Origin of the sequence: Agrococcus sp. SGAir0287 (assembly GCF_005484985.1) — a bacterium.
Lineage (GTDB): Bacteria > Actinomycetota > Actinomycetes > Actinomycetales > Microbacteriaceae > Agrococcus.
This window is the reverse complement of the sequence record NZ_CP027942.1, coordinates 2,434,346-2,459,450: the sequence shown is the minus strand read 5'-3', so window position 1 is coordinate 2,459,450 and position 25,105 is coordinate 2,434,346. Positions and strand designations below refer to the sequence as shown.

Below are 25,105 nucleotides of genomic sequence, written 5' to 3'. Positions count from 1 at the left end.
GATGGGGTGCGTGCCCAGGCCCGTCCAGCAGATCCCGCAGATCCGGAGCGCGCTGGCCTTCTACCGCGTGATGGCGTACGTCACCGGCGTGCTGCTGCTCCTCGTCGTCGTCGAGATGGTCGCCAAGTACGGCTTCCTCATGGAGATCGAGGCGTTCGGCCGCAGCGGCGTGCTGGGTCTCGTGCCCGACGGCACGACGACCGGCGTCAACCTCTCCCGCGTCGTGCTCATCGTGCACGGCTGGGTCTACGTCGTCTACCTCATCTCGAACTTCCGGCTCTTCCTCCTGCTGCGCTGGCCGTTCCTCAGACTGCTCGCCATGGCGGCAGGCGGCGTCGTGCCGCTGCTGTCGTTCTTCGTCGAGCGCCGCATCCACCGCATCGCCGAGGCCGAGCTCGCCGCGCTCGAGCAGCAGGCGGCCGCACCCAGCCAGTGAAGGAACCGATGGCAGACACCTCCCAGCGTCCCGTCCTCGTCGTCGACTTCGGCGCCCAGTACGCGCAGCTCATCGCCCGCCGCGTGCGCGAGGCCGACGTCTACTCGGAGATCGTGCCGTCGAGCATCACCGCCGAGGAGGTGCGGGCCAAGGATCCCGCCGCGATCGTGCTCTCCGGCGGACCGTCGAGCGTCTACGCCGAGGGCGCGCCGCGCCTCGACCCCGAGATCCTCGACCTCGGCATCCCGACGCTCGGCATCTGCTACGGCTTCCAGGTCATGGCGGCGCAGCTCGGCGGCCGGGTCGCCCGCACCGGCAACCGCGAGTACGGCTCCACCGCCGTCACCGTCGGCGCCGCCGGCAGCCTCCTCGCCGAGCAGCCCGACGCGCAGACCGTGTGGATGAGCCACGGCGACGCCGTCGCCGAGGCACCGGAGGGCTTCGAGGTGCTCGCCTCGTCCGTCGACACCCCCGTCGCAGCGTTCGAGCATCGCGAGCGTCGACTCGCCGGCGTGCAGTGGCACCCCGAGGTGCGGCACTCCGAGCACGGCCAGCGCGTCATCGAGGCGTTCCTCCACGACATCGCCGGACTCCCAGGCGACTGGGCGTCGGACAACATCATCGAGGAGCAGGTGCAGCGCATCCGCGAGCAGGTCGGCACCGACCGCGTCATCTGCGGCCTCTCCGGCGGCGTCGACTCCGCCGTCGCCGCCGCGCTCGTGCACGAGGCGGTCGGCGACCAGCTCGTCTGCATCTTCGTCGACCACGGCCTCCTGCGGCAGGACGAGCGGGAGCAGGTCGAGCAGGACTACGTCGCCTCCACCGGCGTGCGCCTCGTGACGGTGGACGCCCGCGAGCAGTTCCTCTCCGCGCTCGCCGGCGTCACCGACCCCGAGACGAAGCGCAAGATCATCGGCCGCGAGTTCATCCGCGCGTTCGAGCAGGCCGAGCGCGACCTCGTCGCCGAGGCAGCCGCCGACGGCGCGCCCATCCGCTGGCTCGTGCAGGGCACCCTCTACCCCGACGTCGTCGAGTCGGGCGGCGGCACCGGCACCGCCAACATCAAGTCGCACCACAACGTCGGCGGCCTGCCCGACGACCTGCAGTTCCAGCTCATCGAGCCGCTGCGCGCCCTCTTCAAGGACGAGGTGCGCGCCATCGGCCGCGAGCTCGGCCTGCCGGAGGTCATCGTCGGCCGTCAGCCGTTCCCCGGACCCGGCCTCGGCATCCGCATCATCGGCGAGGTCACCGAGGAGCGCCTCGACACCCTGCGCCGCGCCGACGCCATCGCACGCGCCGAGCTCACCGCCGCCGGCCTCGACGGCGAGATCTGGCAGTGCCCCGTCGTGCTGCTCGCCGACGTCCGCTCCGTCGGCGTCCAGGGCGACGGTCGCACCTACGGCCACCCCGTCGTGCTGCGACCCGTGTCGTCGGAGGACGCCATGACGGCCGACTGGACGCGCCTGCCGTACGACGTGCTCGCCCGCATCTCGAACCGGATCACGAACGAGGTCGAGGAGGTGAATCGCGTCGTGCTCGACGTGACGTCGAAGCCTCCGGGGACGATCGAGTGGGAGTGAGGGCCCGCGGGTCTGCGCTCGGCGCGTGAATCGCTCCTCAGCTCGGACAACGCAGACGACCGGAGGGGTCGTGGCCTAGGGGCCACGACCCCTCCGGTCGTCTGCGTCACTCGACACCCCGCGATCCACGCGCCGAGCGCTCGGGGCCGCGCGGGCGGGATGCGCTGCGGCGGCAGGCGCTCGCTCGCGCTCGCGGCGGCCGCCGAGAGAGGGATGCACTGGGCGTCTCTCGGAGTGCGGCCACGACATGCAGCTCATGCTCATCATGCGCGACGACGATCGGGCGGCGATCGAGCGACGCGACGGGGACGTGCCGACGATGATGGCCGCCATGAGGGCCTACGACGAGCGGCTGCAGGCCGCCGGCGCCCTCGTCGCCGCGGTCGGGCTCGACGCCCCGGCCAACGGTGCCGTGGTGCACTTCGGTGGGTGCCACCCCTCGTGACCGACGGTCCATACGACGAGATCGAGGAGCTCTTCGACGGGTTCTGGATCGTCGAGGCCGCCGACCTCGCCGCCGCCACCGCCCTCGCCGCCGACGCACCGCTCGCCGACGGCATGCACCTCGAGGTGCGTCGCATCCACGGCGAGGCCGACGTGCCGAGCCGAGCTCGCGACGTCCCTCCAGCTGGTCGAGGAGCGCGCGAGCGCAGCGAGCACGCGTCACGAGACCACGCGAGCGCCGCGCCTGCCCAGCCATGCGCATGGTAGCGTCGGAAGGGCACGTCGCGTGATCTCGTGACGCGTGCTCGCCCCTCGGGCTCGCGCGCTCCCCGACCAGCTCGTGGGGAGCAGCGCGACGGAAGCGGAGTCGACGGCACGGCAGCCGACGTCTTCCGGGCGCGGGATGCGCACGTCGATAGCGTCGATGCGACCACCCGAACCTCGACGAGGAGCATCCGCATGCCCGCGCACGACCCTGCACCGACCGCCTCCGACACGACCGGCGCGCGTGTCGGGCGCATCGCGGGGACGTGGTTCCCGCTCGTCGTGCTCGCGGCCGGTGCCCTGGCCGTGCTCGTGCCCACGCCGTTCCTGCCGCTCGGGGCACTCGTGACCCCGCTGCTCATGGTCATCATGCTCGGCATGGGCATGACGCTGCGCGGCAGCGACTTCGCGATCGTCGCCCGGAAGCCCTTCGCGCTCGTCATCGGCGTGCTCGCGCAGTTCGTCATCATGCCGCTCACGGGCTGGGCGCTCGTCTCGGTGCTGGGGCTCGAGCCGGCGATCGCCGTCGGCGTCATCCTCGTCGCCGCCGCGCCCGGCGGCACCGCGTCGAACGTCATGGTCTTCCTCGCGAAGGGAGACACGGCGCTGTCGGTCGCGATGACCACCGTGTCCACGCTCGTCGCGCCCGTCGTCACGCCGCTGCTCGTGCTCTGGCTCGCGGGCGACTACCTGCCCGTCGACCCCGTCGGCCTGTTCGTCTCCATCGTGCAGATCGTCATCGTGCCCATCGTCGTCGGCCTGCTGCTGCGCCGCTTCCTGCCCCGCGCCGTCGAGCGCATCGTGGCGTGGATGCCGCTCGTGTCGGTCGTCGGCATCACGCTCGTCGTGCTCGCGGTGGTGTCGGGCTCGGCGTCGACGATCCTCGCCTCGGGGCTCGCGATCCTCGGCATCGTCGTCGCGCTGAACGGCGTCGGCCTCGTGCTCGGGTACGTCGCCGCGCGTGCCGTCGGACTCGAGGAGCCCGCGCGCCGCGCCGTCTCGATCGAGGTCGGCATGCAGAACTCCGGCCTCGCGGCCGGGCTCGCCCGCACGCACTTCGCGCCCGAGGCCGCCGTGCCCGCCGCGATCTTCTCGGTCTGGCACAACGTCTCGGGCTCGCTGCTCGCGTCGTTCTGGTCGCGCCGCCCGCCGAAGGGCGCCCCGCGCGTCGAGCGCGCGGACGCCGCGGCGAGCTGAGCCGCGTCCCCGATCCGGATCAGCGGGGCCTGCGCCGGTCTGCGCGCTCGGGCAGGTCGACGAAGCCCGCCGACCGGTACGTCGCGATGCCGCGGACGTTCGTCGACGGCGTGCACACGAGGGCGCTCGACGCGCCCAGGTCGCGCAGCACGATCGCGGATGCGACGGCGATCGCCGTGCCGAGCCCCCGACCGCGGTGGTCGCGGTGCGCGCCGAGCGGTTCGAGCACGCCCGGGCGTCCCGCTCCCGCCGACCACACCGTGGCGGCCGCGACGGCCGTGCCGTCGGCGTCGCGCACGAGCAGGCACCGCGCATCCGCGTAGGCCGGCCCCGCGGCCATCGCGTGCCACGCAGCCGCGTCGAACGATCCGCCGTCGAACGAGGCCCGGTGCACCGCGACGCGCTCCTCCGTGAGCGCGGCGTCGACGAGTTCGATGCGCAGGCCGTCGGCGAGCGGCGGCACCGGCTCGGCGAGGTCGCGGCGCAGCGGCTGCCACACCTCGTCGGGCGTCCAGCCGCGCGCGGCGAGCACGGCGTGCAGCACGGCGCCGGTCGGCGCCTCGATCGCGGCGTCCGCGCCCGGCAGGGCGCCATCGACGTCGGAGAGGTCGTCGGTGAGCGTCTGCGCCAGCGCGAGGTCGACCTGCAGGCGCGGCTCGATCGCGATGCGCAGCACCGGCCCGTCGAGCATGCCGAGGGCCACGAGCGCGTCGCCCAGGTGCCACGTGCGCAGCGAGGCGGCGAGCGGCTCCGCGCCGAGCCGCTGCTGCCAGCCGAGGTCGCCCGGGTGCAGCTGCAGTGGCGCGTCGTCGCGCTGCCACGCCGCGAGCTCGTCCACGAGCGCAGGGAGGTCGGCTGCGGGAGGGATCGTCGCCATGCCTCGATCGAACCACGGATGCCAGGGCGCGACACGCCCGGGATGCACGAATCCGCACCGCGGTCGACCTGCGCCCCGCATGCGCGACGTCCTGGATGAGAGGGTCGACCGAGCGGCCCCGCACCCGAGAGGATCGGAACCATGAAGTACATGCTCATCATGCGCAGCACCGCCGAGGCGATCGAGGCGTCGAAGGAGTTCGACTTCGACGAGATCATCGCGGCGATGGGCCGCTACAACGAGTCGCTCATCGAGGCGGGCGTGCTCATCGGCGGCGACGGCCTGGCCGACGCCTCGGAGGGCTTCGTCGTCGACTTCGACGAGACGCCGCCGCTCGTCACCGACGGCCCCTACGGCGAGATCAAGGAGCTCTTCAACGGCTTCTGGATCCTGCAGGTGTCGTCGAAGGAGGAGGCCGCGGAGTGGGCGAAGCGCTGCCCGCTCGGCCCCGGATCCAAGCTCGAGGTGCGCCGCGTCACCGACGAGTCGGACTTCGACCCCGACAACGAGTGGATCCAGAAGGAGCAGGAGTGGCGCGCCGACGCCGAGCGGAAGGCCGCCGAGCAGGCGTGACCGGCCGCGACCGCGCAGCATCCCCGGCAGGCGACGGCGCCGCCGGGGATGCGGCGCGTCGTGCCGTCGGCGCCGTGTGGCGCATCGAGGCCCGCCGCATCGTCACGACGCTCACGCGCCACGTCGGCGACTTCGCGCTCGCCGAGGACCTCGCGCAGGAGGCGCTCGCCGATGCGCTGCGTCAGTGGCCGGTCGAAGGCGTGCCCGCGAACGGCGGCGCCTGGCTCACCGCCGTCGCCAAGCGCAAGGCCATCGACCATTGGCGGCGCCGCGAGCGGCTCGACGCACGCGTCGCATCCATCGGCCACGACCTCGAGCTCGAGCAGCGCGAGGCGGCGGACGCCGTGCCGTGGGACCTCGAGTCGTCGCTCGACGACCAGCTGCGGCTCATGCTCATCGCCTGCCATCCCGTGCTCGGACCCGAGGCGCGCGTCGCGCTCACGCTCCGCACCGTCGCAGGCCTCACGACCGACGAGATCGCCGCCGCCTTCCTCGTCGCGCCCGCGACGATCCAGCAGCGCATCGTGCGCGCCAAGCGCGCCTTGACGGACTCCGGGGCGAGGTTCGAGCTGCCCGAGGCCGACGCGCTCGCCGAGCGGCTGCCGGCCGTGCTCGCGTGCATCTACCTCGTCTTCACCGAGGGCCATGCCGCCTCCGCGGGCGACGCCCCCGTGCGCGCCGATCTCGTGCGCGAGGCGCTGCGGCTCGGCCGCGCGCTGCAGGCGATGCTGCCGCGCGAGCCCGAGGTGCACGGGCTCCTCGCCCTCATGGAGCTCACGGCCGCGCGCATGCCCGCGCGCGTCGATCCGGCTGGCCGGCCCGTGCTGCTCGCCGATCAGGACCGCACGCGCTGGGATCGCAGCGCCATCGAGCGAGGCAGGGCCGCACTCGCCCGTGCCGACGCCCTGCGCATCGGTCGCGGGGTCTACGCGCAGCAGGCGGCGATCGCGGAGCAGCACGCCATCGCACGGCGCTTCGAGGACACCGACTGGCACGCGATCGTCGACTGCTACGACGGCCTGCTCGCCGCCGGTCCTTCGCCGATCGTCGAGCTCAACCGCGCCGTCGCCGTCGCGATGGCCGACGGACCCGCGGCAGGGCTTGCGATCGCCGACGCCATCGAGGCATCCGGCCGCCTCGCCGACCACCACCTCGTGCCTTCCGTGCGCGGCGAGCTGCTCGCGAGGCTCGGCCGCGTCGAGGAGGCTCGCGAGGCGCTCGAGGAGGCGGCGCGGCGCACGCGCAACGCGTCCGAGCGCGCGGTGCTGCTGGCGAAGGCAGCGACGACCCGCTGAGGCCGCCCAACCGGTCGGACGCATCCCTTCGTCCCCTGAGGTGCGAGCGAAGCGAGCCTCGAAGGGTTCCCTTCGATCGCCGTGGTGCACCTTTCGAGGCTCGCTGCGCTCGCACCTCAAGGAGCGGTTGGGAGGGCAGCGCGAGCGGGAAGGGAGCGGTTGGGAGGGCAGCGCGAGCGGGAAGGGAGCGGTTGGGAGGGCAGCGCGAGCGGGAAGGGAGCGGTTGGGAGGGCAGCGCGAGCGGGAGGGGAGAGCGGTCTGAGCAGCGGCGTCCGGAGGCCTCACCCTCGACGCCGTCGGAGGCGGGGGCTACCGTCGGGGGCGACGAAGGGAGCAGCCATGCCGCTGCGCTGGTACACCGTGGTCGTCGAGACCACCGATCCCGCCCGCCTGGGGCACTGGTGGGCCGAGGCCCTCGACTGGGAGGTCATCTACGAGGCCGACGACGAGGTCGTCGCGATCCCGCGCTGGGCGGAGGAGCTCTCGGCGTCGCTGCCGTTCCATCGGCAGCCGCCCGGCCTCGTGTTCGTGCGGGTCGACCACGAGAAGACGACGAAGAACCGCCTCCACATCGACCTCGCACCGCACACGAGCGACGATCGCGAGGCGGAGATCGCTCGCCTCGAGTCCCTCGGCGCGACGCGCGTCGACGTGGGGCAGGGGCCGGACGTGACGTGGACGGTGCTCGCCGACATCGACGGCAACGAGTTCTGCGTGCTCTCGTCGCGCGATCAGTGACCTACCAGGGCGCTCGCTCGTAGTCCTTGAGGAAGACGCCGAAGAGATCCTCGCCGGCCTCGCCGCGGACGATGGGGTCGTAGACGCGAGCCGCCCCGTCGACGAGGTCGAGCGGCGCGTGCCAGCCTTCGGCGGCGATGCGCAGCTTCTCCTGGTGCGGACGCTCGTCGGTGATCCAGCCGGTGTCGACGGCGGTCATGAGGATGCGGTCGGTCTCGAACATCTCGGGCCCGCTCGTGCGCGTGAGCATGTTGAGCGACGCCTTGGCCATGTTCGTGTGCGGATGCCCGGCGCCCTTGTAGCGTCGTCCGCCGAACTGGCCCTCCATCGCCGACACGTTGACGACGTAGGCGCGGCGGGCGCCCGCCTGGATCGCGGCGCGCATCGACGCGCGCAGCCGTGAGACCAGCAGGAACGGCGCGGTCGCGTTGCACAGCTGCACCTCGAGCATCTCGAGCGCATCCACCTGCTCGACCGTCTGCGTCCACGAGTTCGTCGTCTGCAGGTCGGGCAGCAGGCCGCCGGCGTCGACCGCCGTGCCGGCGAGGTGTGCGTCGAGGCTCGCATGGCCGGCACGCAGCGCGAGCGCCGTCATCGACGCCGCGGTCTGCGCCGCCATGGCGTGCTCGAGCGACTCGCCCTCGTGGTGGGGCGTCGCGTGGTGGTCGAGGGCGCCGGCGATCGACGCGGGGTGCACCGACGAGATGCCGTCGAACGTCGTCATCTCCGGCAGCGCGAGATCGGCGGGCAGCGGCGCGGACTCCTGCTCGACGAGCGCGGAGTAGGCGCCGGGGGAGCGGCGCACCGTCTGCGCCGCGTTGTTCACGAGGATGTCGAGCGGCCCGGCCGCGGCGACGTCGTCGGCGAGGGCGATGACCTGGGTCGGGTCGCGCAGGTCGATGCCGACGATCTTCAGACGGTGGATCCAGTCGCTCGCGTCGTCCATCTGCGCGAAGCGACGCATCGCGTCCTTCGGGAATCGCGTCGTGATCGTCGTGTGCGCGCCGTCGCGCAGCAGCCGCAGCGCGATGTACATGCCGATCTTCGCTCGCCCGCCCGTGAGCAGCGCCCGCCGACCCGTCAGGTCGGTGCGCTGGTCGCGCTTCGCATGGCTGCGCGCGGCGCACGTGGGGCAGAGCCCGTGGTAGAACGCGTCGACGAGGGTGTACTCGCGCTTGCAGACGTAGCAGCCCCGCGCCTTGCGCAGCTCGCCGGCGAAGGCGCCCTGCGCCGCGGAGACGAGCGGGATGCCCTTCGTCTCGTCGTCGATCCGCATCGGCGAGCCCGTCGCGGTCGCCTCGAGCACCGCGCGATCAGCCTTGCGCTCCGCCCAGGTCTTCTCGTCGCGGCGGGTCTTCTTCAGCCGCTTCTGCAGCAGCCACGCAGCACGCTTGAGCGCGACGAGGTCGGGGTCGTCCTGCGCGAGCCGAGGCGCCTCCTCGAGCACGCGCAGCGCGACGGCGAGGTCGGCGGGGTCGATGCCGGTGGGCCGGGAGTCGCGATCGGGCACCAGTCGAGGGTAGTCGCGCCGACGCGACCGGCGGGACGGCGGCCTCAGACCGCGACGGTCTCCTCGTCCCGCTGCGCGGCGCCCGACTGCGGCATCGCGAGGTCCTCCAGCGTCTCCTGGAGCGTCGCGAGGTGCTCGCGAGCGATCCCCACCGCGGCGTGCATCCCCGAGCCCGGCGGCAGCGAGGTGAGCGATGCCAACGCCGATCCGAGGGACGTGGTGACGGCGTCCACGACCTCGACGAGCGCGCCGTGTCGCAGCACCTCGATCGACGAATGGGGGACGTCGAGCCCGAGCGAGCGGGCGGTGCCTTCGCTCTCGAGCACGCAGCGGGCCAGCACGTGCCGGCGCGTCGCGCCCCGCGCGGCCGGCGCCGCCAGCGCGTCGTCGTCGAGCTCGAGCATCGCGAGCAGCAGCCGGCGCGTGACGGCCTGCGCACGCTCCACGAGCGTCGAGAGCTCCGACGACGCCGCCTGCAGCGGTCCGTGCAGCGCGGTCGTCACGACCGCGGCGACGGGTCGGAGGCGGGGTCGGGACGCACGGGATGCAGGACGACCGCTCCTACGGAGCTCCAGGCGCTCGCGACGGGCGCGGGTCGGCGCCTCATGCTGCGACCGCGAGGCGGTCGACCGCGGCGAGCGGACGACCGAGGCTCTCGACCGTCAGTCCGGTCGGGCGGTTGGTGTCGCGCACCATCGCCTCAAGGCGCGCCTTGTCGAGCTGGGGGTTGGCCTCGGCGCCGTACGTCCATCGCAGGGTGCTGGCGTCGTGGATCCACACCGACTCCCGACCGCCCGCCGACACGGTCGTGAGCAGGAAGGGCTCACGACGGCGCAGCTTCGCGACGACCACCGCAGCCACGTGGGCGAGTGTCTCGTCGTCGATCGCGATGCCCGTTTCATCGTTGCCGTAGTGCATGGTGCCCATGGGTGCTCCTTCGTCGAGCGGTTGAGGGTGCTGCGAGTAGTTCGTTCGACGAACATATCATTAGTTCATCTAGCAAACTACAAATCGAACCATTCCGCTGGCGCTCATGCCGGATCCATGGGAACGCGACGACGCCCCGAGCCGATGGCTCGGGGCGTCGCGTCGATCTGCGCTAGTTGCTGCGCAGGATCGCGATGAGGCGCAGGATCTCGACGTACAGCCAGATGATCGTGGCCGTGATGCCGAAGGCCGCCTGCCAGCCGTACTTCGCGGGCACGCCGCGCTGCACGCCGATCTCGACGTTGTTGAAGTCGAGCATGAGCGAGTAGGCGCCGAGCGCGACGGCCAGGAGGCCGAGCGCGAGGCCGAGCGGGATGCCGGCGATCTCTGCCGAGTACAGGCCGAACATGCCCTGCGTCACGCCCGTCATCTGCAGCACGAAGTTCACCAGCGCGAACAGCGAGTAGGCGATGAGCAGGATGAAGAAGAACCGCGTGAACTTCGGCGTGACGCGCACGATGCGGAAGGCGTAGAGCGCGAGCGTCGCCGCGAACACCGACGCGGTGCCCAGCAGCGCCTGCAGGATGATGCCCGAGAACTGGCCGTTGAAGCCGAACTCGAGCAGCACGCTGAGGCCACCGATCATGAGGCCCTGCGCCGCGCCGTACGCGAGCACGAGCGCACGGCTCGGCTCGCGCTTGAACGCGTTGACGAGGCCGAGCACGAGACCGGCCACGAGGCCGACCCACATGAGGCCCTGCATGATCGTGCCGTTGCCCGTGAGGAAGAGGCCCATCTGCACGACGAACGCGAGCGCGACGGCGCCGAGCGTCACGACGGTCTTCATGATGACGCCGTCGTATGTGAGGCGACCGGTGTCGGTCGGCGTCGCCGCCGGGCGGTCGTACATCTGCCCCAGCTGCTCGGGCGTGGGCGCGCCAGGCTGCGCGTACCCGGGCTGGCCGTAGCCCTGCTGCGCAGGCTGGCCGTACTGCTGGAAGCCGGGCTGCTGCATGCCCTGACCCTGCTGGGGCGCGTAGGTCTGCCCCGGGACGTACGCGCCGTCCTGCTGCAGCTGCGCGGCGCGCTGCGGGTCCCGCGAGAAGGCGGGGGAGTTCGAGAAGCCGAAGCCGGCCATGGTGTGCACTCCTGTTCGGGATGGGAAGTCCTGCACCAGGGTAGCCAGCGACGCCATGGATTCGCTGTGACCGTGCGGCCGTTCGCCGCCGGCGCACGGCGGCGTCGCCGCGGCTAGCCTGGGCGCGTGAGCAGGCCTCTCGTCGTCGCCCATCGCGGAGCCAGCGGCCACCGCCCGGAGCACTCGGAGGAGGCGTACCGCCTCGCCGCCCGCCTCGGCGCCGACGCCATCGAGCCCGACGTCGTCGCGACGCGCGACGGCGTGCTCGTGCTGCGCCACGAGAACGAGATCTCCGGCACGACGGACGTCGCCGCGCGGCCGGAGTTCTTCTCCCGGCGCACGACGAAGGAGATCGACGGTGAGACCCTCACCGGCTGGTTCACGGAGGACTTCACCTGGGAGGAGCTGTCGCAGCTCGCCGTGCGCGAGCGGCTCCCGCGCATCCGCCAGGCGTCGGCGACCTTCGACGGGCAGCTCGGCATCCTCAGGCTGCAGGACCTGCTCGACATCCTCGACGAGACCGGGCTGCAGATGGTCCTCGAGGTCAAGCACGCCACGTACTTCGCCTCCATCGGCCTGCCGCTCGACGAGCTCGTCGCAAGCGAGCTCCGAGCGAGGGGGTGGGCGTCGACGCCCGAGCGGCTCGTCGTGGAGTCGTTCGAGCAGGACGTGCTGCGCAGGCTGCGCGCGCGCGACGTCGCGGCGCGTTGGGTGTACCTGCTGGAGGAGGGCGGAGCGCCGGCCGACGCCGTCGCGTCCCTCGGGTCCGCGGCGCCGACGTACGCGTCCCAGCGCACCGACGAGGGGCTCGCGGCCATCGCGGCGCAGGGCTTCGACGGCGTCAGCGTGGACAAGCGCACGCTGCTGCAGGACGGGCGCGAGGGCGTGCGCGCCACCGACCTCGTCGACCGCGCCCACGCCGCCGGTCTCCAGGTCTTCGCCTGGACGCTCCGCCCCGAGAACCGCTTCCTCGCCAAGGCCTTCCGCCGCGGACCGCTCGCCTCGCAGTGGGGCGCATGGATGCAGGAGTGGGACGTGCTCATCGGCGCCGGCCTCGACGGCATCTTCGCCGACCACCCCGACCTCGCGGTCTTCGCCGCCGACCACGCCTCCGGCACCGGCCGGGCGCGCTGAGGAGCGCGGGGCTGCATCCCCGGCGCGGCCATGCGCGCGCGGCCGGGCGGGTGCGGCGCTCGCGTGGTCTCGTGACGCGTGCTCGCCTGGCGGCTCGCGCGCTCCTCGACCAGCTGATGGCGTACGCCGAGCAGCAGGGTCTCGGGCGCGGCGCGTCGGCGGTCGCCCGTAGGCTTGGAGCCGTCATGACGGATCTGTGGGGGCTCGACGACGCCCTGCTCGTGCCGACGCCCATCGGGCGCGGCGGCTCGGGCGCGCCCGAGGTCGACGAGGCGCTGCTCGAGGGCCTCAACCCGCCGCAGCGCGAGGCGGTGCTGCACCGCGGTCCCGCGCTGCTCATCGTCGCCGGCGCCGGCTCGGGCAAGACCCGCGTCCTGACGCACCGCATCGCCGGCCTGCTGTCGACGCGCGAGGCGTGGCCGAGCCAGATCCTCGCGATCACGTTCACGAACAAGGCCGCCGGCGAGATGCGCGAGCGCGTCTCGTCGCTCATCGGTGACGAGGCCCGCGGCATGTGGATCTCGACCTTCCACTCGGCGTGCGTGCGCATCCTGCGTCGCGAGGCCGAGCAGTTCGGCTTCAAGCAGTCGTTCACGATCTACGACTCCGGCGACACCCGCGCGCTCGTCAAGCGGCTCATCAAGGACTCCGGCGCCGACACGCTCGGTCTCACGCCCGGCGGCACCGCCGCGAAGATCTCGAAGGCGAAGAACGACCTCCACGACGTCGACTCCTACCGCGAGACCGCGAACCTCTCGGACCCGCGCGAGCAGGCCTTCCTCGAGATCTGGCGCCGCTACGACCACGAGCTGCGCCGCGCGAACGCCTTCGACTTCGACGACCTCATCGCGCAGACCGTCTACCTCTTCCGCGCCTTCCCCGTCGTCGCCGCGCTGTACCGCAAGCGCTTCCGTCACATCCTCGTCGACGAGTACCAGGACACGAACCGCGCCCAGTACGCCCTCATCCGCGAGCTCACGCAGCCCGTGCCGCCGGGCACGCTGCCCGACCAGCGCGGCGAGATCCCCGGCGCGTCGCTCACGGTCGTCGGCGACTCCGACCAGTCGATCTACGCCTTCCGCGGCGCCGACATCCGCAACATCGTCGAGTTCGAGCGCGACTTCTCCGACGCGAAGGTCGTGCTGCTCGAGCAGAACTACCGCTCGACGCAGCACATCCTCTCCGCCGCGAACGCCGTCATCCGCAACAACTTCGACCGGCGCGACAAGAACCTCTTCACCGACGAGGGCGATGGCGAGCTGATCGTCGGCTACACCGGCTACTCCGGCCACGACGAGGCGCAGTTCGTCGCCGACGAGATCGTGTCGCTGCAGACGCAGGGCATGCCGTGGTCGCAGATCGCCGTGTTCTACCGCACGAACGCGCAGACGCGAGCGCTCGAGGAGATCCTCATCCGCTCCGCGATCCCGTACAAGGTCATCGGCGGCACGAAGTTCTACGAGCGCGCCGAGATCAAGGATGCGATGGCCTACCTCGTCGCCGTCGCGAACCCCGACGACGCGATGAGCCTCCGGCGCATCCTCAACGTGCCCAAGCGCGGCATCGGGCCGGCGACGGAGGCGGCGCTGCAGTCGTTCGCCGACGAGCACGACATCACGCTGCGCGACGCGATGCGCCGCGTCGACGAGCTCGGCTTCGGGCCGAAGGTCACCGGCGCGATCCGCGACCTCTCCGCCCTGCTCGACGCGCACACGAACGCCGAGAACCCCGATCCCGGCACGGTGCTCGCCGACCTCATGGGCCGCACCGGCTACCTCGACCAGCTCCGCGCCTCGCCCGACGCGCAGGACGCGGCGCGGGCCGAGAACGTCGAGGAGCTCATCGCCGTCACGCGCGAGTTCCGCAAGGCGAACCCGTCGGGCTCCCTCATCGACTTCCTCACCGAGGTCGCGCTCGTCGCCGCCGCCGACGAGCTCGACGACTCGGAGGGGCAGGTGTCGCTCATGACCTTGCACACCGCGAAGGGCCTCGAGTTCGACGCCGTGTTCATCACGGGCGTCGAGGAGGACCTGCTGCCGCACCGCATCTCGGCGAACGAGCCCGGCGGGCCCGCCGAGGAGCGCCGCCTCTTCTACGTCGGCGTGACGCGCGCCCGCAAGCGCCTCTACCTCTCGCTCGCCATGACGCGCGCGCAGTTCGGCGAGGTCACCGTCGCGATGCCGTCGCGATTCCTGCAGGAGATCCCGGCCGAGCTCATCGACTGGCGCCAGTCGCCCGGCTTCGTCAACGGCCGCGGCGGATCGCAGTCGCGAGCGCTGAACGCCCGTCAGGGCGGCGCGCGCCAGGGCGCGCTCGGCACGGGAGGCCTCGGCGGCCGCTCCGGCTCGCGCTACCCCGACGCGCTGCCGGCCGGCGAGAGGAAGGCCTTCCCGAACACCATCGCGGAGGTGCGCGACAACTCCGACCTCGAGCTCGTGCCCGGCGACCGCATCCGCCACAAGGACTTCGGCGAGGGCCGCGTGTCCGCGGTCACGGGTGCGGGGCCGAAGCGGGTCGCGGAGGTGCAGTTCGATGCGGTCGGGAAGAAGCGGCTGCTGATCAAGATCGCGCCGATCTCGAAGCTGTAGGCGGTCTCGGCGCGCGGTCCTGGGTTGGCTTCGGTCCCGCTGCGCGACGGGGACGGCCGGGATGCGCAGTCCCCCGCTCGCTAGCGCGAGCTCCCGCCAGACCCGATGCCTGCGCATCCCGGCCATCCCCGTCGCTTCGCTCGCGGATCGATGGGCGCGGGGGACCACTGGGTGGTCGAGCGGGTGTGCCGGGCGGGGGTGGGGTGGGCTGCGCGCGCGTCACGGGCCGTGGCGGCTTCGCGCGGCCGTGCTCGGCGGGTCGCATGCCGACGGGGCCGGAGCGGGATGGGCGGGCGAGGGGTGCAGTCGGGCGCGGCGTCGTCCGGCGGGCGCAGGACGCGGGGGTCGCTATCGGGGAGAGTGGCTAGGGTCGGGGCGTGACCGATCCGCTCGCCCGCCACACCGACTACGGCTCCGAGCGCCTCGAGGAGGCGGACGTCGCCGCCGATCCGATCGCGCAGTTCGAGTCGTGGCTCGCCGAGGCGGCCGCGCGGGGCGTCTACGAGCCGAACGCGATGGTGCTCGGCACCGTCGAGGCCGACGGCACGCCCACGAGCCGCACCGTGCTGCTGCGCGCGGTGGACGCCGACGGCTTCGTGTTCTACACGGACCGGTCGTCGCGCAAGGGTCGCGCGCTCGCGGCGCACCCGATCGCGACCCTGCTCTTCCCCTGGTACTCGCTGCATCGCCAGGTGCACGTCACCGGGGAGGTCTCGCTCGTCGACGACGCCGAGTCCGACGCGTACTGGGCGTCGCGGCCGCACGGCTCCCGCATCGCAGGCACCGCGAGCGAGCAGTCGCAGCCGATCGCCTCGCGCGCCGCCCTCGAGGCGAAGGTCGCGCAGGTCGAGGCGGCGTTCCCCGAGGGTGCCGACGTGCCGCGCCCGGCGCGCTGGGGTGGCTACCGCGTGCGACCGCATCGCATCGAGCTCTGGCAGGGACGCACCTCGCGCCTCCACGACCGCCTCGTCTACGCCCGCACCGCGGACGGCTGGGCCGTCCAGCGCCTCCAGCCCTGACGCACGACGCGCCCGCCGCGGCTCGAGGTCCGCAGCGGGCGCGTCGCAGCGACCCTCACTCCGCAGGCGGGTCCTCGCCTCGACGCCCCAACCTCCGCCGCCGCGCCGTCGGGATCGACGTCGTCGACAGCGCGCCGCGCTCCGGCTGCGGATGCGGCTCGTGGCTCTCGATCGCCTCGTCGATCGTCGCGATCGCCTCCGTCGACGCGGCCTCGGTCTCCGCCGCGAGGCGCGCCTCGAAGCGGGCGCTGCGACGTCGCAGCCACAGCGACAGGCCGATGATCACGATCGCGAGCACGTACGCGACGACCGCGAACGGCGACTGCACGAGGTAGACGGGGTCGCCGACGCCGAGCTGCATCGCCTGGCGTAGCTTCTCCTCCGCCATCGGGCCGAGGATGGCGCCGACGACGAGCGGGGACACGGGGAAGCCGTGGCGTCGCATGAAGAAGCCCATGACGCCGAGGATGAACAGCACGACGATGTCGAACGTCGTGAAGTTCGCCGCGTAGGCGCCGAGCCCGGCGAACACGAGGATGCCGGCGTACAGGTAGGGGCGGGGGATCTGCAGCAGCTTCACCCACAGCCCGACGAGCGGCAGGTTCAGCACGAGCAGCATGACGTTGCCGATGTAGAGGCTCGCGATGAGCGCCCACACGAGCGGACCCTGCGACTCGAACAGGCGCGGGCCGGGCTGGATGCCGTACGTCTGGAACGCGGACAGGATGATGGCGGCGGTCGCCGTCGTCGGGATGCCGAGCGTGAGCAGCGGCACGAGCACGCCGGCGGCGGCGGCGTTGTTCGCCGACTCCGGCCCTGCGACGCCCTCGATGGCGCCCTTGCCGAACTGCTGCTTGTACTCGCCCTTCGCGAGCCCGCGCTCGGTCGCGTACGACAGGAACGTCGCCACGTCGGCGCCGCCGGCGGGGATCGTGCCGATCGGGAAGCCGATCGCGGTGCCGCGCAGCCACGGCCGCCACGAGCGCGCCCAGTCGGAGCGGCGCATCCAGGTGCGCCAGCCGCGCGTGATGGGGATGATCGGGATCGCGCCCGAGCGCAGGCGGGAGCCGACGTAGAGCGCCTCGCCGAGGGCGAAGAGGCCGACGGCGACGAGCACGACGTCGATGCCGTCGGTGAGCTGCGGGATGCCGAGCGTGAAGCGCGACTGCCCCGAGATGGAGTCGACGCCGACGAGGCCGATGAGCAGGCCGAGCGCGAGCGAGACGAGGCCGCGCCAGACGCTGGAGCCGAAGAGGGCGCCGACGGTGAGGAAGGCGACGATCATGAGCGCGAAGTAGTCGCGCGGGCCGAGCGACACCGCCCAGCGGGCGACGGTGGGGGCCAGCAGGGTGAGGAGCGCCGTGGCGATGGTGCCGGCGATGAACGAGCCGATCGCCGCGGTCGCGAGCGCTGCCGCGCCACGGCCGACGCGCGCCATCTTGTTGCCCTCGAGGGCCGTGACGATCGAGGCGGACTCGCCGGGCGTGTTCAGCAGGATCGACGTCGTCGATCCGCCGTACATGCCGCCGTAGTAGATGCCGGCGAAGACGATGAGCGCCGCCGTCGGCTCGAGCGCGTACGTGATGGGCAGCAGCAGCGCCACGGTCATGGCGGGGCCGATGCCGGGCAGCACGCCGACGGCGGTGCCGACGAAGACGCCGAGCAGCGCGTAGAGGAGGTAGACGGGCTGCGCGGCGGTCGCGAAGCCCTCGAGCAGCAGGCCGAGGCTATCCAAGGGGGATCCAGGAGGTGAGGGTGCCCGTGGCGGGCAGCGAGAGGCCGAGGAGGGTGCCGAACAGCAGCTGGCTCACGACGCCGAGGCCGAGGCCGACGAGCACCGCGACCCACCAGCGCTTCGCGCCGAGCGCGATGGCGGCGGCGGCGAACAGCACGGTGACGCCGAGCGGCCAGCCGAGGAAGGGGATGGTGACGACGAGCGACAGGAACGCGAGCGCGATGACGCCCATCGTGATCCACGACGTGCCGTGCTCGAGGTCGACGTCCTCGCCTTCGTCGGGCTCGCCGTAGCGTCCGCGCAGCTGGCCGATGAGCACGCCAACGCCGGACACGAGCAGGAGCCCGCCGACGACGTAGGGGATGACGCGGGCGCCGAGCGTCGTCGCCTGCCCGCTCTGGTGGATCTGGGTCGTGAGCACGAGCGACGCGACCGCGAGGGCGATCACGACGCCGACGACGACCATGGCCTCGACCCGGTGCGCCGCGGGGAGCACTCGGGGCGAGGCCGGCGCATCCTGGGCGGGTGCGCCGGCCTCGGCGGTCACGAGGTGAGGCCGATCGTCTGCAGCGTCTCCTGCGTGCGGGCGATGTCCTCCTCGAGGAAGGTCTGCAGCTCGTCGCCGGTGAGGAACGCGTCGGTCCAACCGTTCGTCTCGACCGCCTCGGTCCACGCGCTCGAGCCGTGCATCTCGGTGACGACGTCGACGAGCGCCTGGCGCTCCTCGTCGCTGATGCCGCCGGGCGCGAGGAGACCGCGCCAGTTCGTGATGGCGAGGTCGATGCCCTCGTCCTGCAGCGTGGGCACGTCGGGCAGCGCGATCGCCGGCTCCTCGGACGACACCGCGAGCGCCCGGAGGTCGCCGGACTGCACGGACTCGGCGAACTCGCCGACGCCGGAGATGCCGACCATGGCGGTGCCGCCGAGCAGCATCGTCAGCGCCTCGCCGCCGCCGGAGTTGGCGATGTAGTTGAGCGACGTGGGCACGTCGGCGGAGTCCATGCCGCCCTCGATGAGCAGCTGGCCGGCGAGGATGTGGTCGATGCCGCCGGCGGACCCGCCCGTGACGGTGACCTGCGGGCCGTCCTCCTCGATGGCGTCCACGACGTCCTGCACCGACTCGAACTCGCTCGATGCGGGAACGACGATGACGAGGGGCTCCTCGGTGAGGCGCGCGATGGGCGTCATGTCCTCGATGCGGTTCTCGGAGGCGTTCGTCTCGACGGCGCCGACCATGACGGAGCCCGTGACCATGAGCGTCGTGGAGTCGGTTTCGGTCGCGAGGCTCGCGAGGCCGACCGTGCCGCCGGCGCCGCCGATGTTCGTCACGGGTGCGGAGTCGACGAGGTCGTCGCCCGTGAGGGCGGCCGAGACGGCGCGCGCCGTCTGGTCCCAGCCGCCGCCGGGGTCGGCCGGGGCGATGACGTCGAGCGTCGTGATGGCGCCGGGCGCGCCGTCGCCGGAGCCGGATCCGCCGCCGGTGCTCGAGGAGCAGGCGGCGAGGGCCACGGCCGTGAGGCCCACGGCCCCGATCAGGAGGGTGCGCCGCAGGCGGGTGGTCTGAGCGTCGTCGGTCATCGGTGATCGCCTCTCATCGTCGAGCGCCCGGCGCCGTGCCGGGTCGCGATCTTCGGCGACCATAGGGACGCGGACGCTCGTGCGGCGGCTTGCGTGCAAAAGCCGTGCTTTCGGTCGTTTCGGTCCGCGACCGGAGTGCGCCGCGACTGCCGTTCGGGCCTACCATCTGCTCATGGCTCGAGCGACGGCGCTGCGGGGCCGCCTCGCGCGGCCCGTCGCGCTGCTGCGCGCCATGCCGCTGCGCCGGCAGCTCGTGCTGCTGCAGTCGGCGATCATGCTCGTCGTCATCCTCGGCGCGGGCGTCGCTGCGGTCGTGATCCAGGAGCGGCAGCTGCGCGAGGCGGCGTACGACCGCATGATCGGCGTCGCGTACTCGGTGGCGCAGCTGCCCGCGGTGCTGGAGGCGTTCGACGATCCCGAGCCGTCCATCACGATCCAGCCGATCGCCGAGCTCATCCGCCAGGCCTCCGACGTGACGTTCGTCGTCGTGACCGACCGCGACGGCGTGCGCTTCTCGCATCCCGACACCGATCTCATCGGGCAGGTCGTGTCGACCGATCCGACCGCGCTGCGCACGGGCGAGGTGTGGGTCGGCACGCAGACGAGCAACCTGGGCGAGTCGTGGCGCGTGAAGGTGCCGGTCTTCGGCGCCGACGGGGACATCATCGGGCAGGTCTCGGTGGGCATCCTCGAGTCCGATCTGCGCGCCGACCTCGTCGGGTCGATCTGGTCGCTCTCGGGTCTCCTCGCCGTCGCGGCGATCATCGGCGTGCTGCTCGCGACGTGGGCGGCGAACGTCGTGCGCCGTCGCATCCACGGCGTCGAGCCCGACGAGATCAAGGCGATGCTCGAGACGCGCGACGCGACCCTGCACGGCATCCGCGAGGGCATCGTCGTCGTCGGCGACGACGGACGCATCGCGCTGTGCAACGACGCCGCCGCACGCCTGCTCGACGTCGACGTCGCGGACGCCGTGGGCGAGCGGATCGAGCACGTGCTCGACGCGGACGTCGCGAGCATGCTCGCCGACGACGGGCAGCGACTGGTCCTCGCGGGCGAGCGGGTGCTCGTCGCGCACGCGGATCCGGTGGTCGTGCACGGGCGCACGGCGGGGAGCGTCGTCATCCTCGTCGACCGCACCGAGACCGACGAGGCGCTGCGAGCGCTCGCCGGAGCGCAGTCCGCGGCGGAGGGGCTGCGAGCGCAGCGGCACGAGTTCGCGAACACGCTCCACACGATCGGCGGCCTCATCGAGCTCGGGGAGGCGGATGCGGCGCTCGCGATGGTGCGGCGCGAGGGCGTCGGCGGCGCGATCTCGGACGCGCAGGACTCCGGCATCCACGACCTCGAGCTCGCGGCGCTCGTCCTCGCGAAGCGCGCCCGCGCGCGCGAGCTCGGCGTGCGGCTCACGATCGACGCGTCCGGGCTCGCCGTGCCGTTCGACGCCGACGGCGCCGACCTCGTCACGATCGTCGGCAACCTCGTCGACAACGCCCTCGAGGCGGCGGGCGTGCAGGGTCGGGTGCGCGTGACGCTCGCGAGTGGCGGTGACGCGGCGGCGACGGGGTCCATCGTCGTCGAGGACGACGGTCAGGGCGTGCCGGCGAAGGACCGCGAGGCGATCTTCGAGCTCGGTCGCTCGTCGAAGGGCGAGGGTCGTGCGCGCGGCTACGGGCTCACCCTCGTGCGCCGCGTCGCGCGGCGCCTCGGCGGCGACGTGCGCGTCGACGACTCCGACCTCGGCGGCGCTCGGATGACGGTCGTGATGCCGGTGCGGACGCGTGCGGCGGCGGAGATCGCGCCGTGACCGTCGTGCTGCGCGTCCTCGTCGTCGAGGACGAGCCCGAGGTCGCGATCGTGACGCGCGGCTTCGTCGAGCGGCACGCGGGCTTCCAGGTCGTCGCGGTCGCGCCGACGGGGGAGCAGGCGCTCGACGCCGCCGAGACGCTCGCGCCCGACGTCGTCCTGCTCGACGTGCACCTGCCGGACATGTCGGGCCTCACGGTGCTGCGCCGGCTGCGGTCGCGCGGCAGCCGCGTCGAGGTCGTCGCGGTGACGGCAGCGCGCGACCTCGAGACGGTGCGCATGGCGCGCACGCAGGGCGTGCGGCACTACCTCGTGAAGCCCTTCGACATGCAGACGCTGCATCAGCGGCTCGACGACGTCCATCGCGCCGTCGTGCAGGAGCGCGCGCTCGCCGCGTCGACGCTCGACCAGGCGGGCATCGACGCGGTGCTCGGCAGCCAGGCCGGCCCCCGCCTCGTGCGCAAGGGCGTCAACGACCGCACGCTGCAGACGGTCGAGGAGGCGCTCGTCGCGGTGGGCGCGGACGCCTCGGCCGCCGAGGTGGCCGAGCGGATCGGCATGTCGCGCGTGAGCGCACGCCGCTACCTCGAGCGGCTCGTGGAGCTCGGCGTCGCGCGCGTCGAGCCGCGGTACGGCTCGACCGGGAGGCCTGAGCACAGGTACTCCGCGACGAGCGGCTGAGGGTCAGATCAAGACGCGGACGATGCGGTCGTCCTCGGCCGAGGGTGTGCCGTTCGCGTCGCGGTTGCTCGTCGTGATCCAGAGCGCACCGTCGGGGGCGAGCGCGACGCAGCGCAGCCTGCCGAGCTCGCGGTCGAACGCCTTGAGGGGCGTGCCCGCCCCGTCGCCGGCGATCGGCACGACCCACAGGCCCTGCCCGCGCAGCGCGCAGACGTAGGCGACCCCGCGGTCGATCTCGAGGCCCGACGGCGAGCACTCGGAGGTCGGCCACGTCACGACGGGATCGGCGTACGTCGGGGCGCCGCCGGTGCCCTCGATCGTCGGCCAGCCGTAGTTCGCGCCCGGATCGATCCGATTCAGCTCGTCGACCTGGTTCTGCCCCAGCTCCGCCGACCACATCCGATCGCCGTCCCATGCGATGCCCTGCGGGTTCCGGTGCCCGAGCGACCACACCCGCGTGCCGAAGGGATTGCCCTCGGCGGCCCGCCCGTCGGCGTCGAGGCGGAGGATCTTGCCCGCCAGGTCGTCCGGATCCTGCGACCTCGACCCGTCGGCGGCGTCGCCGACCGTCGCGTACAGCATGCCGTCGGGCCCGAAGCGAAGCCGCCCGCCCTGATGGTTCGACGCGAGCGCGATGCCGTCGACGAGCACCTCCGGCGTGCCGAGGCCGCCGTCGAACGGCATGCGCACGATGCGGTTGTCGGACTCGGTCGACAGGTACGCGTAGAGCGCCGACTCGTCGGGCGAGAGGGCGAGGCCGAGGAGGCCGCCCTCGCCGCGGCCGACGACCCCTGGCACGACCCCGACCTCGTCGACGGCGCCCGCGTCGTCGACGCGCAGCACCCTGCCGGTGCCGCGCTCGGAGACGAGCGCGGCACCGTCGGCGAGGAACGCCAGCGACCACGGCACCGCGAGCCCCGAGGCGATCGTGCGATCGAGCGTCGGGAACGCCGGTGCGGGCGGCGCGGGGGATGCGCCCGCGTCGGGATCGGCGTCGGCAGGCGAGTGCACGACGACGTCGGCAGTGGCGCAGCCTGCCAGCCCGAGGCCGGTCGCGAGCATCCCCGAGAGCATCGTCCTGCGCGTCAGGGTCATGCATCCGCACGCTATCGCCGCCGCCGCGGCCGCGACAGGGGCTGGCGGGGGCCGCCCGAGCGGGTCAGAGCACGAACGTCAGCGTCATGGCGACGAGCGCCGCGATGGCCGCGACCCAGATGACGGGCCGCAGCCGGTTCGCCATCGTGCGCGACGGACGATCGTCGTCGAACTCCGAGAACGCGGGGTCGAGCTCGGGCGGCACGCGGTCGCGCTCGTGCTCGTGCCACGGCTCCCGCTGCTGCTGCATGCTCCCATCGTCCCAGGCGGGGGTCCCGCCCGCCACACGCGTACGCCACCATGGAGTCGATGCCTGCCGAGACCCCTGGGGACGCGATGCTGCGACCCGATGCCATGCACGAGATCTCCGACGACACCCGCGAGGTGGTCGACCGCGTGCTGCGATACGCCCGCGAGCGCGCCCTCTACGAGCGCGTGCCCCTCGACCGCGCGGTGCCGCCCGACGAGCTCGCCGCGCAGGCCGGCGCGTCGATCACGCCCGAGGGCATCGGCGCCGAGCGCGCGACGACGCTCTTCGCCGACGTGCTCGCCCCCGCGTGCCTGTCGACCGACCACCCCGGATACGTCTCCTTCATCCCCTCGGCGCCGAGCAAGGCGGCGATCGCGTTCGACCTCGTCGTCTCCGCGTCGGCGATCTACGGCGGATCGTGGATGGAGGGCGCGGGCGCCGTGCACGCCGAGAACGAGGTGCTGCACTGGCTCGCGCGCGAGTTCGGCCTCCCCGAGGGCGCGGGCGGCGTCTTCGTGCAGGGCGGCACGATCGGCAACCTCTCGGCGCTCGTCGCCGCGCGCGACGCCTATCGCCGCCATCGGGCGGCCATGGACGACCAGGCGCCCGTGCGCCTCGCCGTGGTGTGCAGCGCCGAGGCGCACTCGTCGATCGCGTCGGCCGCCGCCGTGATGGACGTCGACGTCGTGGGCGTGCCGACGGGCCAGGACGGCCGGCTGCAGGGTGACGACGTCGCCGCGGCGCTCGACGCGCACCCCGGCGTCTTCGCGGTCGTCGCGACCGGCGGCACGACGAACTTCGGCATCGTCGACGACATCGCGGGGATCGCGCGCGCCGCCAAGGACCGCGGCGTGTGGCTGCACGTCGACGGCGCGTACGGGCTGGCCGCGATGCTCGTCGACGACCTGCGCCCGGCCTTCGCCGGCGTCGAGCTCGCCGACTCGCTCGTCGTCGACCCGCACAAGTGGCTCTTCGCGCCCTTCGACGCGTGCGCCCTGCTGTACCGCGACCCGGCAGGGGCGCGCCTCGCGCACACGCAGCACGCCGAGTACCTCGACACCCTCACCGAGTCGGCCGACTGGAACCCCTCCGACCTCGCGGTGCAGCTCACGCGGCGCTCGCGCGGCCTCCCGCTGTGGTTCTCGCTCGCGACGCACGGCACCGAGCAGTACCGCGCCGCGATCCGGCACGGGATCGACGCCGCGGCGGCGATCGCCGCCGAGATCGAGCAGCGCCCGCAGCTCTCGCTCGTGCGACCGCCGCAGCTCTCGGTCGTCGTCTTCCGCAGGGAGGGATGGACGCTCGCCGACTACCAGCGGTGGTCGGATCGGCTGCTCGACGAGCAGCGCGCCTTCTGCGTGCCGAGCTCGCACGCCGGCGAGCCCGTGCTGCGCTTCGCCATCGTGAGTCCGCTCACGACGGTCGAGGTGCTCACGGACATCCTCGACACGCTCGACTGACGGGCCATCGCGGCGCGCGCATGCCGCGCGCGCTCGCTCAGGCGCGGATCGCCTCGACGAGCGCGCGGGGCGTGCCGCGCCCCACGGTGCCGTGGCCGGGCACGACGACGTCGGCGTCGAGCGCCGCGAGCCGGTCGAGCGAGGCGGCGGCCGCGGCGGGGTCGTCGGTGAACGGCGCGAGCTGCGGTTGCTCGTCGCCCGTGAGCACGTGCCGCGTCGTGAGCGCGTCGCCGACGGCGACCACGCGGTGCTCGGGCAGGAGCACGGCGATCGATCCCGGCGAGTGCCCCGGCATCGCCACGATCGTCGGGGCACCCGGCAGCGGCAGCACGTCGCCGTCGACGACGGTGCGCACCTGGGCGACGCGTCGCGTGCGGCCACCCTTCGTCAGCATCGTGGCGATGAAGCCGAGCGCTGCGCCCGGGCGCCACGGCGGCGTCGCGGTCGACGGCGCGGCCTCGTCGCCGCGCGTGCGTGCGGCGTCGGCGCCGTGCACGTAGACGGGCACGCCGTGGTCGCGGCGCAGCGCCTCGGCGAATCCGATGTGGTCGACGTCGCCGTGCGTGAGCACGATGCCGCACACGTCGGCCTCCGAGCGGCCGAGCGCGCGCAGCGCGCGTCGCAGGTCGCGTCGATGGCCGGGCAGGCCCGCGTCGACGAGGGTGAGGCCGTCGTCGGCGACGACGAGCAGGAAGGCGACACGATCGTCGCCGAGACGGTGGATGCCGGGTGCGAGCTGCATGATGGCTACGGTACATAGCCTTCATGGCTACGGTCAAT

The 25,105-nt window shown here is 73.0% G+C and carries 25 protein-coding genes; 14 read left to right on the top strand and 11 right to left on the bottom strand.

Annotation, left to right across the window (positions count from 1 at the left end):
• Window positions 1-10: 10 nt before the first annotated feature.
• From C1N71_RS11685 to C1N71_RS11670, 5 genes are all read left to right on the top strand, one after another.
• Window positions 11-436 (top strand): DUF3817 domain-containing protein, encoded by a 426-nt coding sequence (locus C1N71_RS11685; protein WP_441297065.1) that lies wholly within the window; start codon window positions 11-13, stop codon window positions 434-436.
• Between the two features lie 8 nt (window positions 437-444).
• On the top strand, window positions 445-2,016 hold the full coding sequence (gene guaA, locus C1N71_RS11680; protein WP_137756565.1) for a glutamine-hydrolyzing GMP synthase: 1,572 nt from the start codon (window positions 445-447) through the stop codon (window positions 2,014-2,016).
• Between the two features lie 247 nt (window positions 2,017-2,263).
• Window positions 2,264-2,461 carry a hypothetical protein gene (locus C1N71_RS15155; protein ID WP_217495996.1) on the top strand — a complete coding sequence of 66 codons (198 nt, stop codon included), beginning with the start codon at window positions 2,264-2,266 and terminating at the stop codon, window positions 2,459-2,461.
• On the top strand, window positions 2,458-2,727 hold the full coding sequence (locus tag C1N71_RS15010) for a YciI family protein (RefSeq protein WP_175414199.1): 270 nt from the start codon (window positions 2,458-2,460) through the stop codon (window positions 2,725-2,727). The genes C1N71_RS15155 and C1N71_RS15010 overlap by 4 nt, the downstream gene beginning before the upstream one ends.
• A gap of 192 nt (window positions 2,728-2,919) precedes the next feature.
• Window positions 2,920-3,921: a bile acid:sodium symporter family protein gene (locus tag C1N71_RS11670; RefSeq protein ID WP_137756563.1), complete on the top strand. Its 1,002-nt coding sequence runs from the start codon at window positions 2,920-2,922 to the stop codon at window positions 3,919-3,921.
• Between the two features lie 19 nt (window positions 3,922-3,940).
• Here C1N71_RS11670 and C1N71_RS11665 read toward each other — a convergent pair whose 3' ends face one another.
• A complete protein-coding gene (locus tag C1N71_RS11665; RefSeq protein WP_137756562.1) occupies window positions 3,941-4,798 on the bottom strand; it encodes a GNAT family N-acetyltransferase in 858 nt (285 codons plus the stop codon).
• 141 nt (window positions 4,799-4,939) lie between these two features.
• On the opposite strand from C1N71_RS11665, the gene C1N71_RS15150 reads away from it, so the two are divergent.
• The 3 genes from C1N71_RS15150 (at window position 4,940) to C1N71_RS11655 (ending at window position 7,404) form a co-directional block, all read left to right on the top strand.
• Window positions 4,940-5,371: a YciI family protein gene (locus tag C1N71_RS15150; protein WP_217495995.1), complete on the top strand. Its 432-nt coding sequence runs from the start codon at window positions 4,940-4,942 to the stop codon at window positions 5,369-5,371.
• Window positions 5,368-6,666 carry an RNA polymerase sigma factor gene (locus C1N71_RS11660; protein WP_217495994.1) on the top strand — a complete coding sequence of 433 codons (1,299 nt, stop codon included), beginning with the start codon at window positions 5,368-5,370 and terminating at the stop codon, window positions 6,664-6,666. Before C1N71_RS15150 ends, C1N71_RS11660 begins: the two co-directional genes overlap by 4 nt.
• 339 nt (window positions 6,667-7,005) lie before the next feature.
• Window positions 7,006-7,404: a VOC family protein gene (locus C1N71_RS11655; RefSeq protein ID WP_137756560.1), complete on the top strand. Its 399-nt coding sequence runs from the start codon at window positions 7,006-7,008 to the stop codon at window positions 7,402-7,404.
• A 1-nt stretch (window position 7,405) separates the two neighbouring features.
• Here C1N71_RS11655 and C1N71_RS11650 read toward each other — a convergent pair whose 3' ends face one another.
• The 4 genes from C1N71_RS11650 to C1N71_RS11635 all read right to left on the bottom strand — a co-directional run bounded on the left by C1N71_RS11650 (window position 7,406) and on the right by C1N71_RS11635 (window position 10,979).
• Window positions 7,406-8,917, bottom strand: coding sequence for an SDR family NAD(P)-dependent oxidoreductase (locus C1N71_RS11650; RefSeq protein ID WP_217496067.1), 1,512 nt, complete (start codon window positions 8,915-8,917; stop codon window positions 7,406-7,408).
• A 41-nt stretch (window positions 8,918-8,958) separates the two neighbouring features.
• The gene (locus C1N71_RS11645; protein ID WP_137756558.1) at window positions 8,959-9,417 is read right to left on the bottom strand and encodes a hypothetical protein; all 459 of its coding nucleotides are present in this window, start codon (window positions 9,415-9,417) and stop codon (window positions 8,959-8,961) included.
• 100 nt (window positions 9,418-9,517) lie between these two features.
• Window positions 9,518-9,841 (bottom strand): DUF7882 family protein, encoded by a 324-nt coding sequence (locus C1N71_RS11640; RefSeq protein WP_137756557.1) that lies wholly within the window; start codon window positions 9,839-9,841, stop codon window positions 9,518-9,520.
• A gap of 172 nt (window positions 9,842-10,013) precedes the next feature.
• Complete coding sequence (locus C1N71_RS11635) at window positions 10,014-10,979, bottom strand: Bax inhibitor-1/YccA family protein (protein WP_137756556.1); 966 nt, start codon at window positions 10,977-10,979, stop codon at window positions 10,014-10,016.
• Between the two features lie 126 nt (window positions 10,980-11,105).
• On the opposite strand from C1N71_RS11635, the gene C1N71_RS11630 reads away from it, so the two are divergent.
• The 3 genes from C1N71_RS11630 (at window position 11,106) to pdxH (ending at window position 15,720) form a co-directional block, all read left to right on the top strand.
• Window positions 11,106-12,113 (top strand): glycerophosphodiester phosphodiesterase family protein, encoded by a 1,008-nt coding sequence (locus C1N71_RS11630; RefSeq protein ID WP_137756555.1) that lies wholly within the window; start codon window positions 11,106-11,108, stop codon window positions 12,111-12,113.
• 185 nt (window positions 12,114-12,298) lie between these two features.
• Window positions 12,299-14,701 carry an ATP-dependent helicase gene (locus C1N71_RS11625; protein ID WP_175414198.1) on the top strand — a complete coding sequence of 801 codons (2,403 nt, stop codon included), beginning with the start codon at window positions 12,299-12,301 and terminating at the stop codon, window positions 14,699-14,701.
• A 377-nt stretch (window positions 14,702-15,078) separates the two neighbouring features.
• A complete protein-coding gene (gene pdxH, locus C1N71_RS11620) occupies window positions 15,079-15,720 on the top strand; it encodes a pyridoxamine 5'-phosphate oxidase (protein ID WP_137756554.1) in 642 nt (213 codons plus the stop codon).
• 55 nt (window positions 15,721-15,775) lie between these two features.
• Here pdxH and C1N71_RS11615 read toward each other — a convergent pair whose 3' ends face one another.
• From C1N71_RS11615 to C1N71_RS11605, 3 genes are read right to left on the bottom strand one after another with little or no spacing between them, the layout of a single operon-like run.
• On the bottom strand, window positions 15,776-17,455 hold the full coding sequence (locus C1N71_RS11615; protein ID WP_137756553.1) for a tripartite tricarboxylate transporter permease: 1,680 nt from the start codon (window positions 17,453-17,455) through the stop codon (window positions 15,776-15,778).
• Window positions 17,448-18,002, bottom strand: a complete 555-nt coding sequence (locus C1N71_RS11610; protein WP_137756552.1) for a tripartite tricarboxylate transporter TctB family protein — start codon at window positions 18,000-18,002, stop codon at window positions 17,448-17,450. Before C1N71_RS11610 ends, C1N71_RS11615 begins: the two co-directional genes overlap by 8 nt.
• Window positions 17,999-19,033 (bottom strand): Bug family tripartite tricarboxylate transporter substrate binding protein, encoded by a 1,035-nt coding sequence (locus C1N71_RS11605; RefSeq protein ID WP_137756551.1) that lies wholly within the window; start codon window positions 19,031-19,033, stop codon window positions 17,999-18,001. The genes C1N71_RS11610 and C1N71_RS11605 overlap by 4 nt, the downstream gene beginning before the upstream one ends.
• Before the next feature lie 172 nt (window positions 19,034-19,205).
• Between C1N71_RS11605 and C1N71_RS11600 the strand changes: the two genes are divergently transcribed.
• Together C1N71_RS11600 and C1N71_RS11595 are read left to right on the top strand one after the other, a co-directional pair.
• A complete protein-coding gene (locus C1N71_RS11600; RefSeq protein WP_254677991.1) occupies window positions 19,206-20,840 on the top strand; it encodes an ATP-binding protein in 1,635 nt (544 codons plus the stop codon).
• The gene (locus C1N71_RS11595) at window positions 20,837-21,520 is read left to right on the top strand and encodes a response regulator (RefSeq protein ID WP_137756550.1); all 684 of its coding nucleotides are present in this window, start codon (window positions 20,837-20,839) and stop codon (window positions 21,518-21,520) included. Before C1N71_RS11600 ends, C1N71_RS11595 begins: the two co-directional genes overlap by 4 nt.
• A gap of 3 nt (window positions 21,521-21,523) precedes the next feature.
• Here C1N71_RS11595 and C1N71_RS11590 read toward each other — a convergent pair whose 3' ends face one another.
• A complete protein-coding gene (locus C1N71_RS11590) occupies window positions 21,524-22,615 on the bottom strand; it encodes a PQQ-dependent sugar dehydrogenase (protein ID WP_137756549.1) in 1,092 nt (363 codons plus the stop codon).
• Window positions 22,616-22,679: 64 nt separating this feature from the next.
• The gene (locus tag C1N71_RS11585; protein WP_137756548.1) at window positions 22,680-22,865 is read right to left on the bottom strand and encodes a hypothetical protein; all 186 of its coding nucleotides are present in this window, start codon (window positions 22,863-22,865) and stop codon (window positions 22,680-22,682) included.
• A 59-nt stretch (window positions 22,866-22,924) separates the two neighbouring features.
• On the opposite strand from C1N71_RS11585, the gene C1N71_RS11580 reads away from it, so the two are divergent.
• Window positions 22,925-24,325 carry a pyridoxal phosphate-dependent decarboxylase family protein gene (locus C1N71_RS11580; protein ID WP_254677990.1) on the top strand — a complete coding sequence of 467 codons (1,401 nt, stop codon included), beginning with the start codon at window positions 22,925-22,927 and terminating at the stop codon, window positions 24,323-24,325.
• Window positions 24,326-24,362: 37 nt separating this feature from the next.
• Here C1N71_RS11580 and C1N71_RS11575 read toward each other — a convergent pair whose 3' ends face one another.
• Window positions 24,363-25,067, bottom strand: a complete 705-nt coding sequence (locus tag C1N71_RS11575; protein WP_137756547.1) for an MBL fold metallo-hydrolase — start codon at window positions 25,065-25,067, stop codon at window positions 24,363-24,365.
• Window positions 25,068-25,105 lie beyond the last annotated feature (38 nt).

Coding starts and splice junctions, on each gene's coding strand:
- C1N71_RS11625 (WP_175414198.1), top strand. CDS start 12,299: ATGACGGATCTGTGGGGGCTCGACGACGCCCTGCTCGTGCCGACGCCC.
- C1N71_RS15150 (WP_217495995.1), top strand. CDS start 4,940: ATGAAGTACATGCTCATCATGCGCAGCACCGCCGAGGCGATCGAGGCG.
- C1N71_RS11665 (WP_137756562.1), bottom strand. CDS start 4,798: ATGGCGACGATCCCTCCCGCAGCCGACCTCCCTGCGCTCGTGGACGAG.
- C1N71_RS11640 (WP_137756557.1), bottom strand. CDS start 9,841: ATGGGCACCATGCACTACGGCAACGATGAAACGGGCATCGCGATCGAC.
- C1N71_RS11670 (WP_137756563.1), top strand. CDS start 2,920: ATGCCCGCGCACGACCCTGCACCGACCGCCTCCGACACGACCGGCGCG.
- C1N71_RS11605 (WP_137756551.1), bottom strand. CDS start 19,033: ATGACCGACGACGCTCAGACCACCCGCCTGCGGCGCACCCTCCTGATC.
- C1N71_RS11575 (WP_137756547.1), bottom strand. CDS start 25,067: ATGCAGCTCGCACCCGGCATCCACCGTCTCGGCGACGATCGTGTCGCC.
- C1N71_RS11580 (WP_254677990.1), top strand. CDS start 22,925: ATGCCTGCCGAGACCCCTGGGGACGCGATGCTGCGACCCGATGCCATG.
- C1N71_RS11585 (WP_137756548.1), bottom strand. CDS start 22,865: ATGCAGCAGCAGCGGGAGCCGTGGCACGAGCACGAGCGCGACCGCGTG.
- C1N71_RS11600 (WP_254677991.1), top strand. CDS start 19,206: ATGGCTCGAGCGACGGCGCTGCGGGGCCGCCTCGCGCGGCCCGTCGCG.
- C1N71_RS11590 (WP_137756549.1), bottom strand. CDS start 22,615: ATGACCCTGACGCGCAGGACGATGCTCTCGGGGATGCTCGCGACCGGC.
- C1N71_RS11635 (WP_137756556.1), bottom strand. CDS start 10,979: ATGGCCGGCTTCGGCTTCTCGAACTCCCCCGCCTTCTCGCGGGACCCG.
- C1N71_RS11655 (WP_137756560.1), top strand. CDS start 7,006: ATGCCGCTGCGCTGGTACACCGTGGTCGTCGAGACCACCGATCCCGCC.
- C1N71_RS15155 (WP_217495996.1), top strand. CDS start 2,264: ATGCAGCTCATGCTCATCATGCGCGACGACGATCGGGCGGCGATCGAG.
- guaA (WP_137756565.1), top strand. CDS start 445: ATGGCAGACACCTCCCAGCGTCCCGTCCTCGTCGTCGACTTCGGCGCC.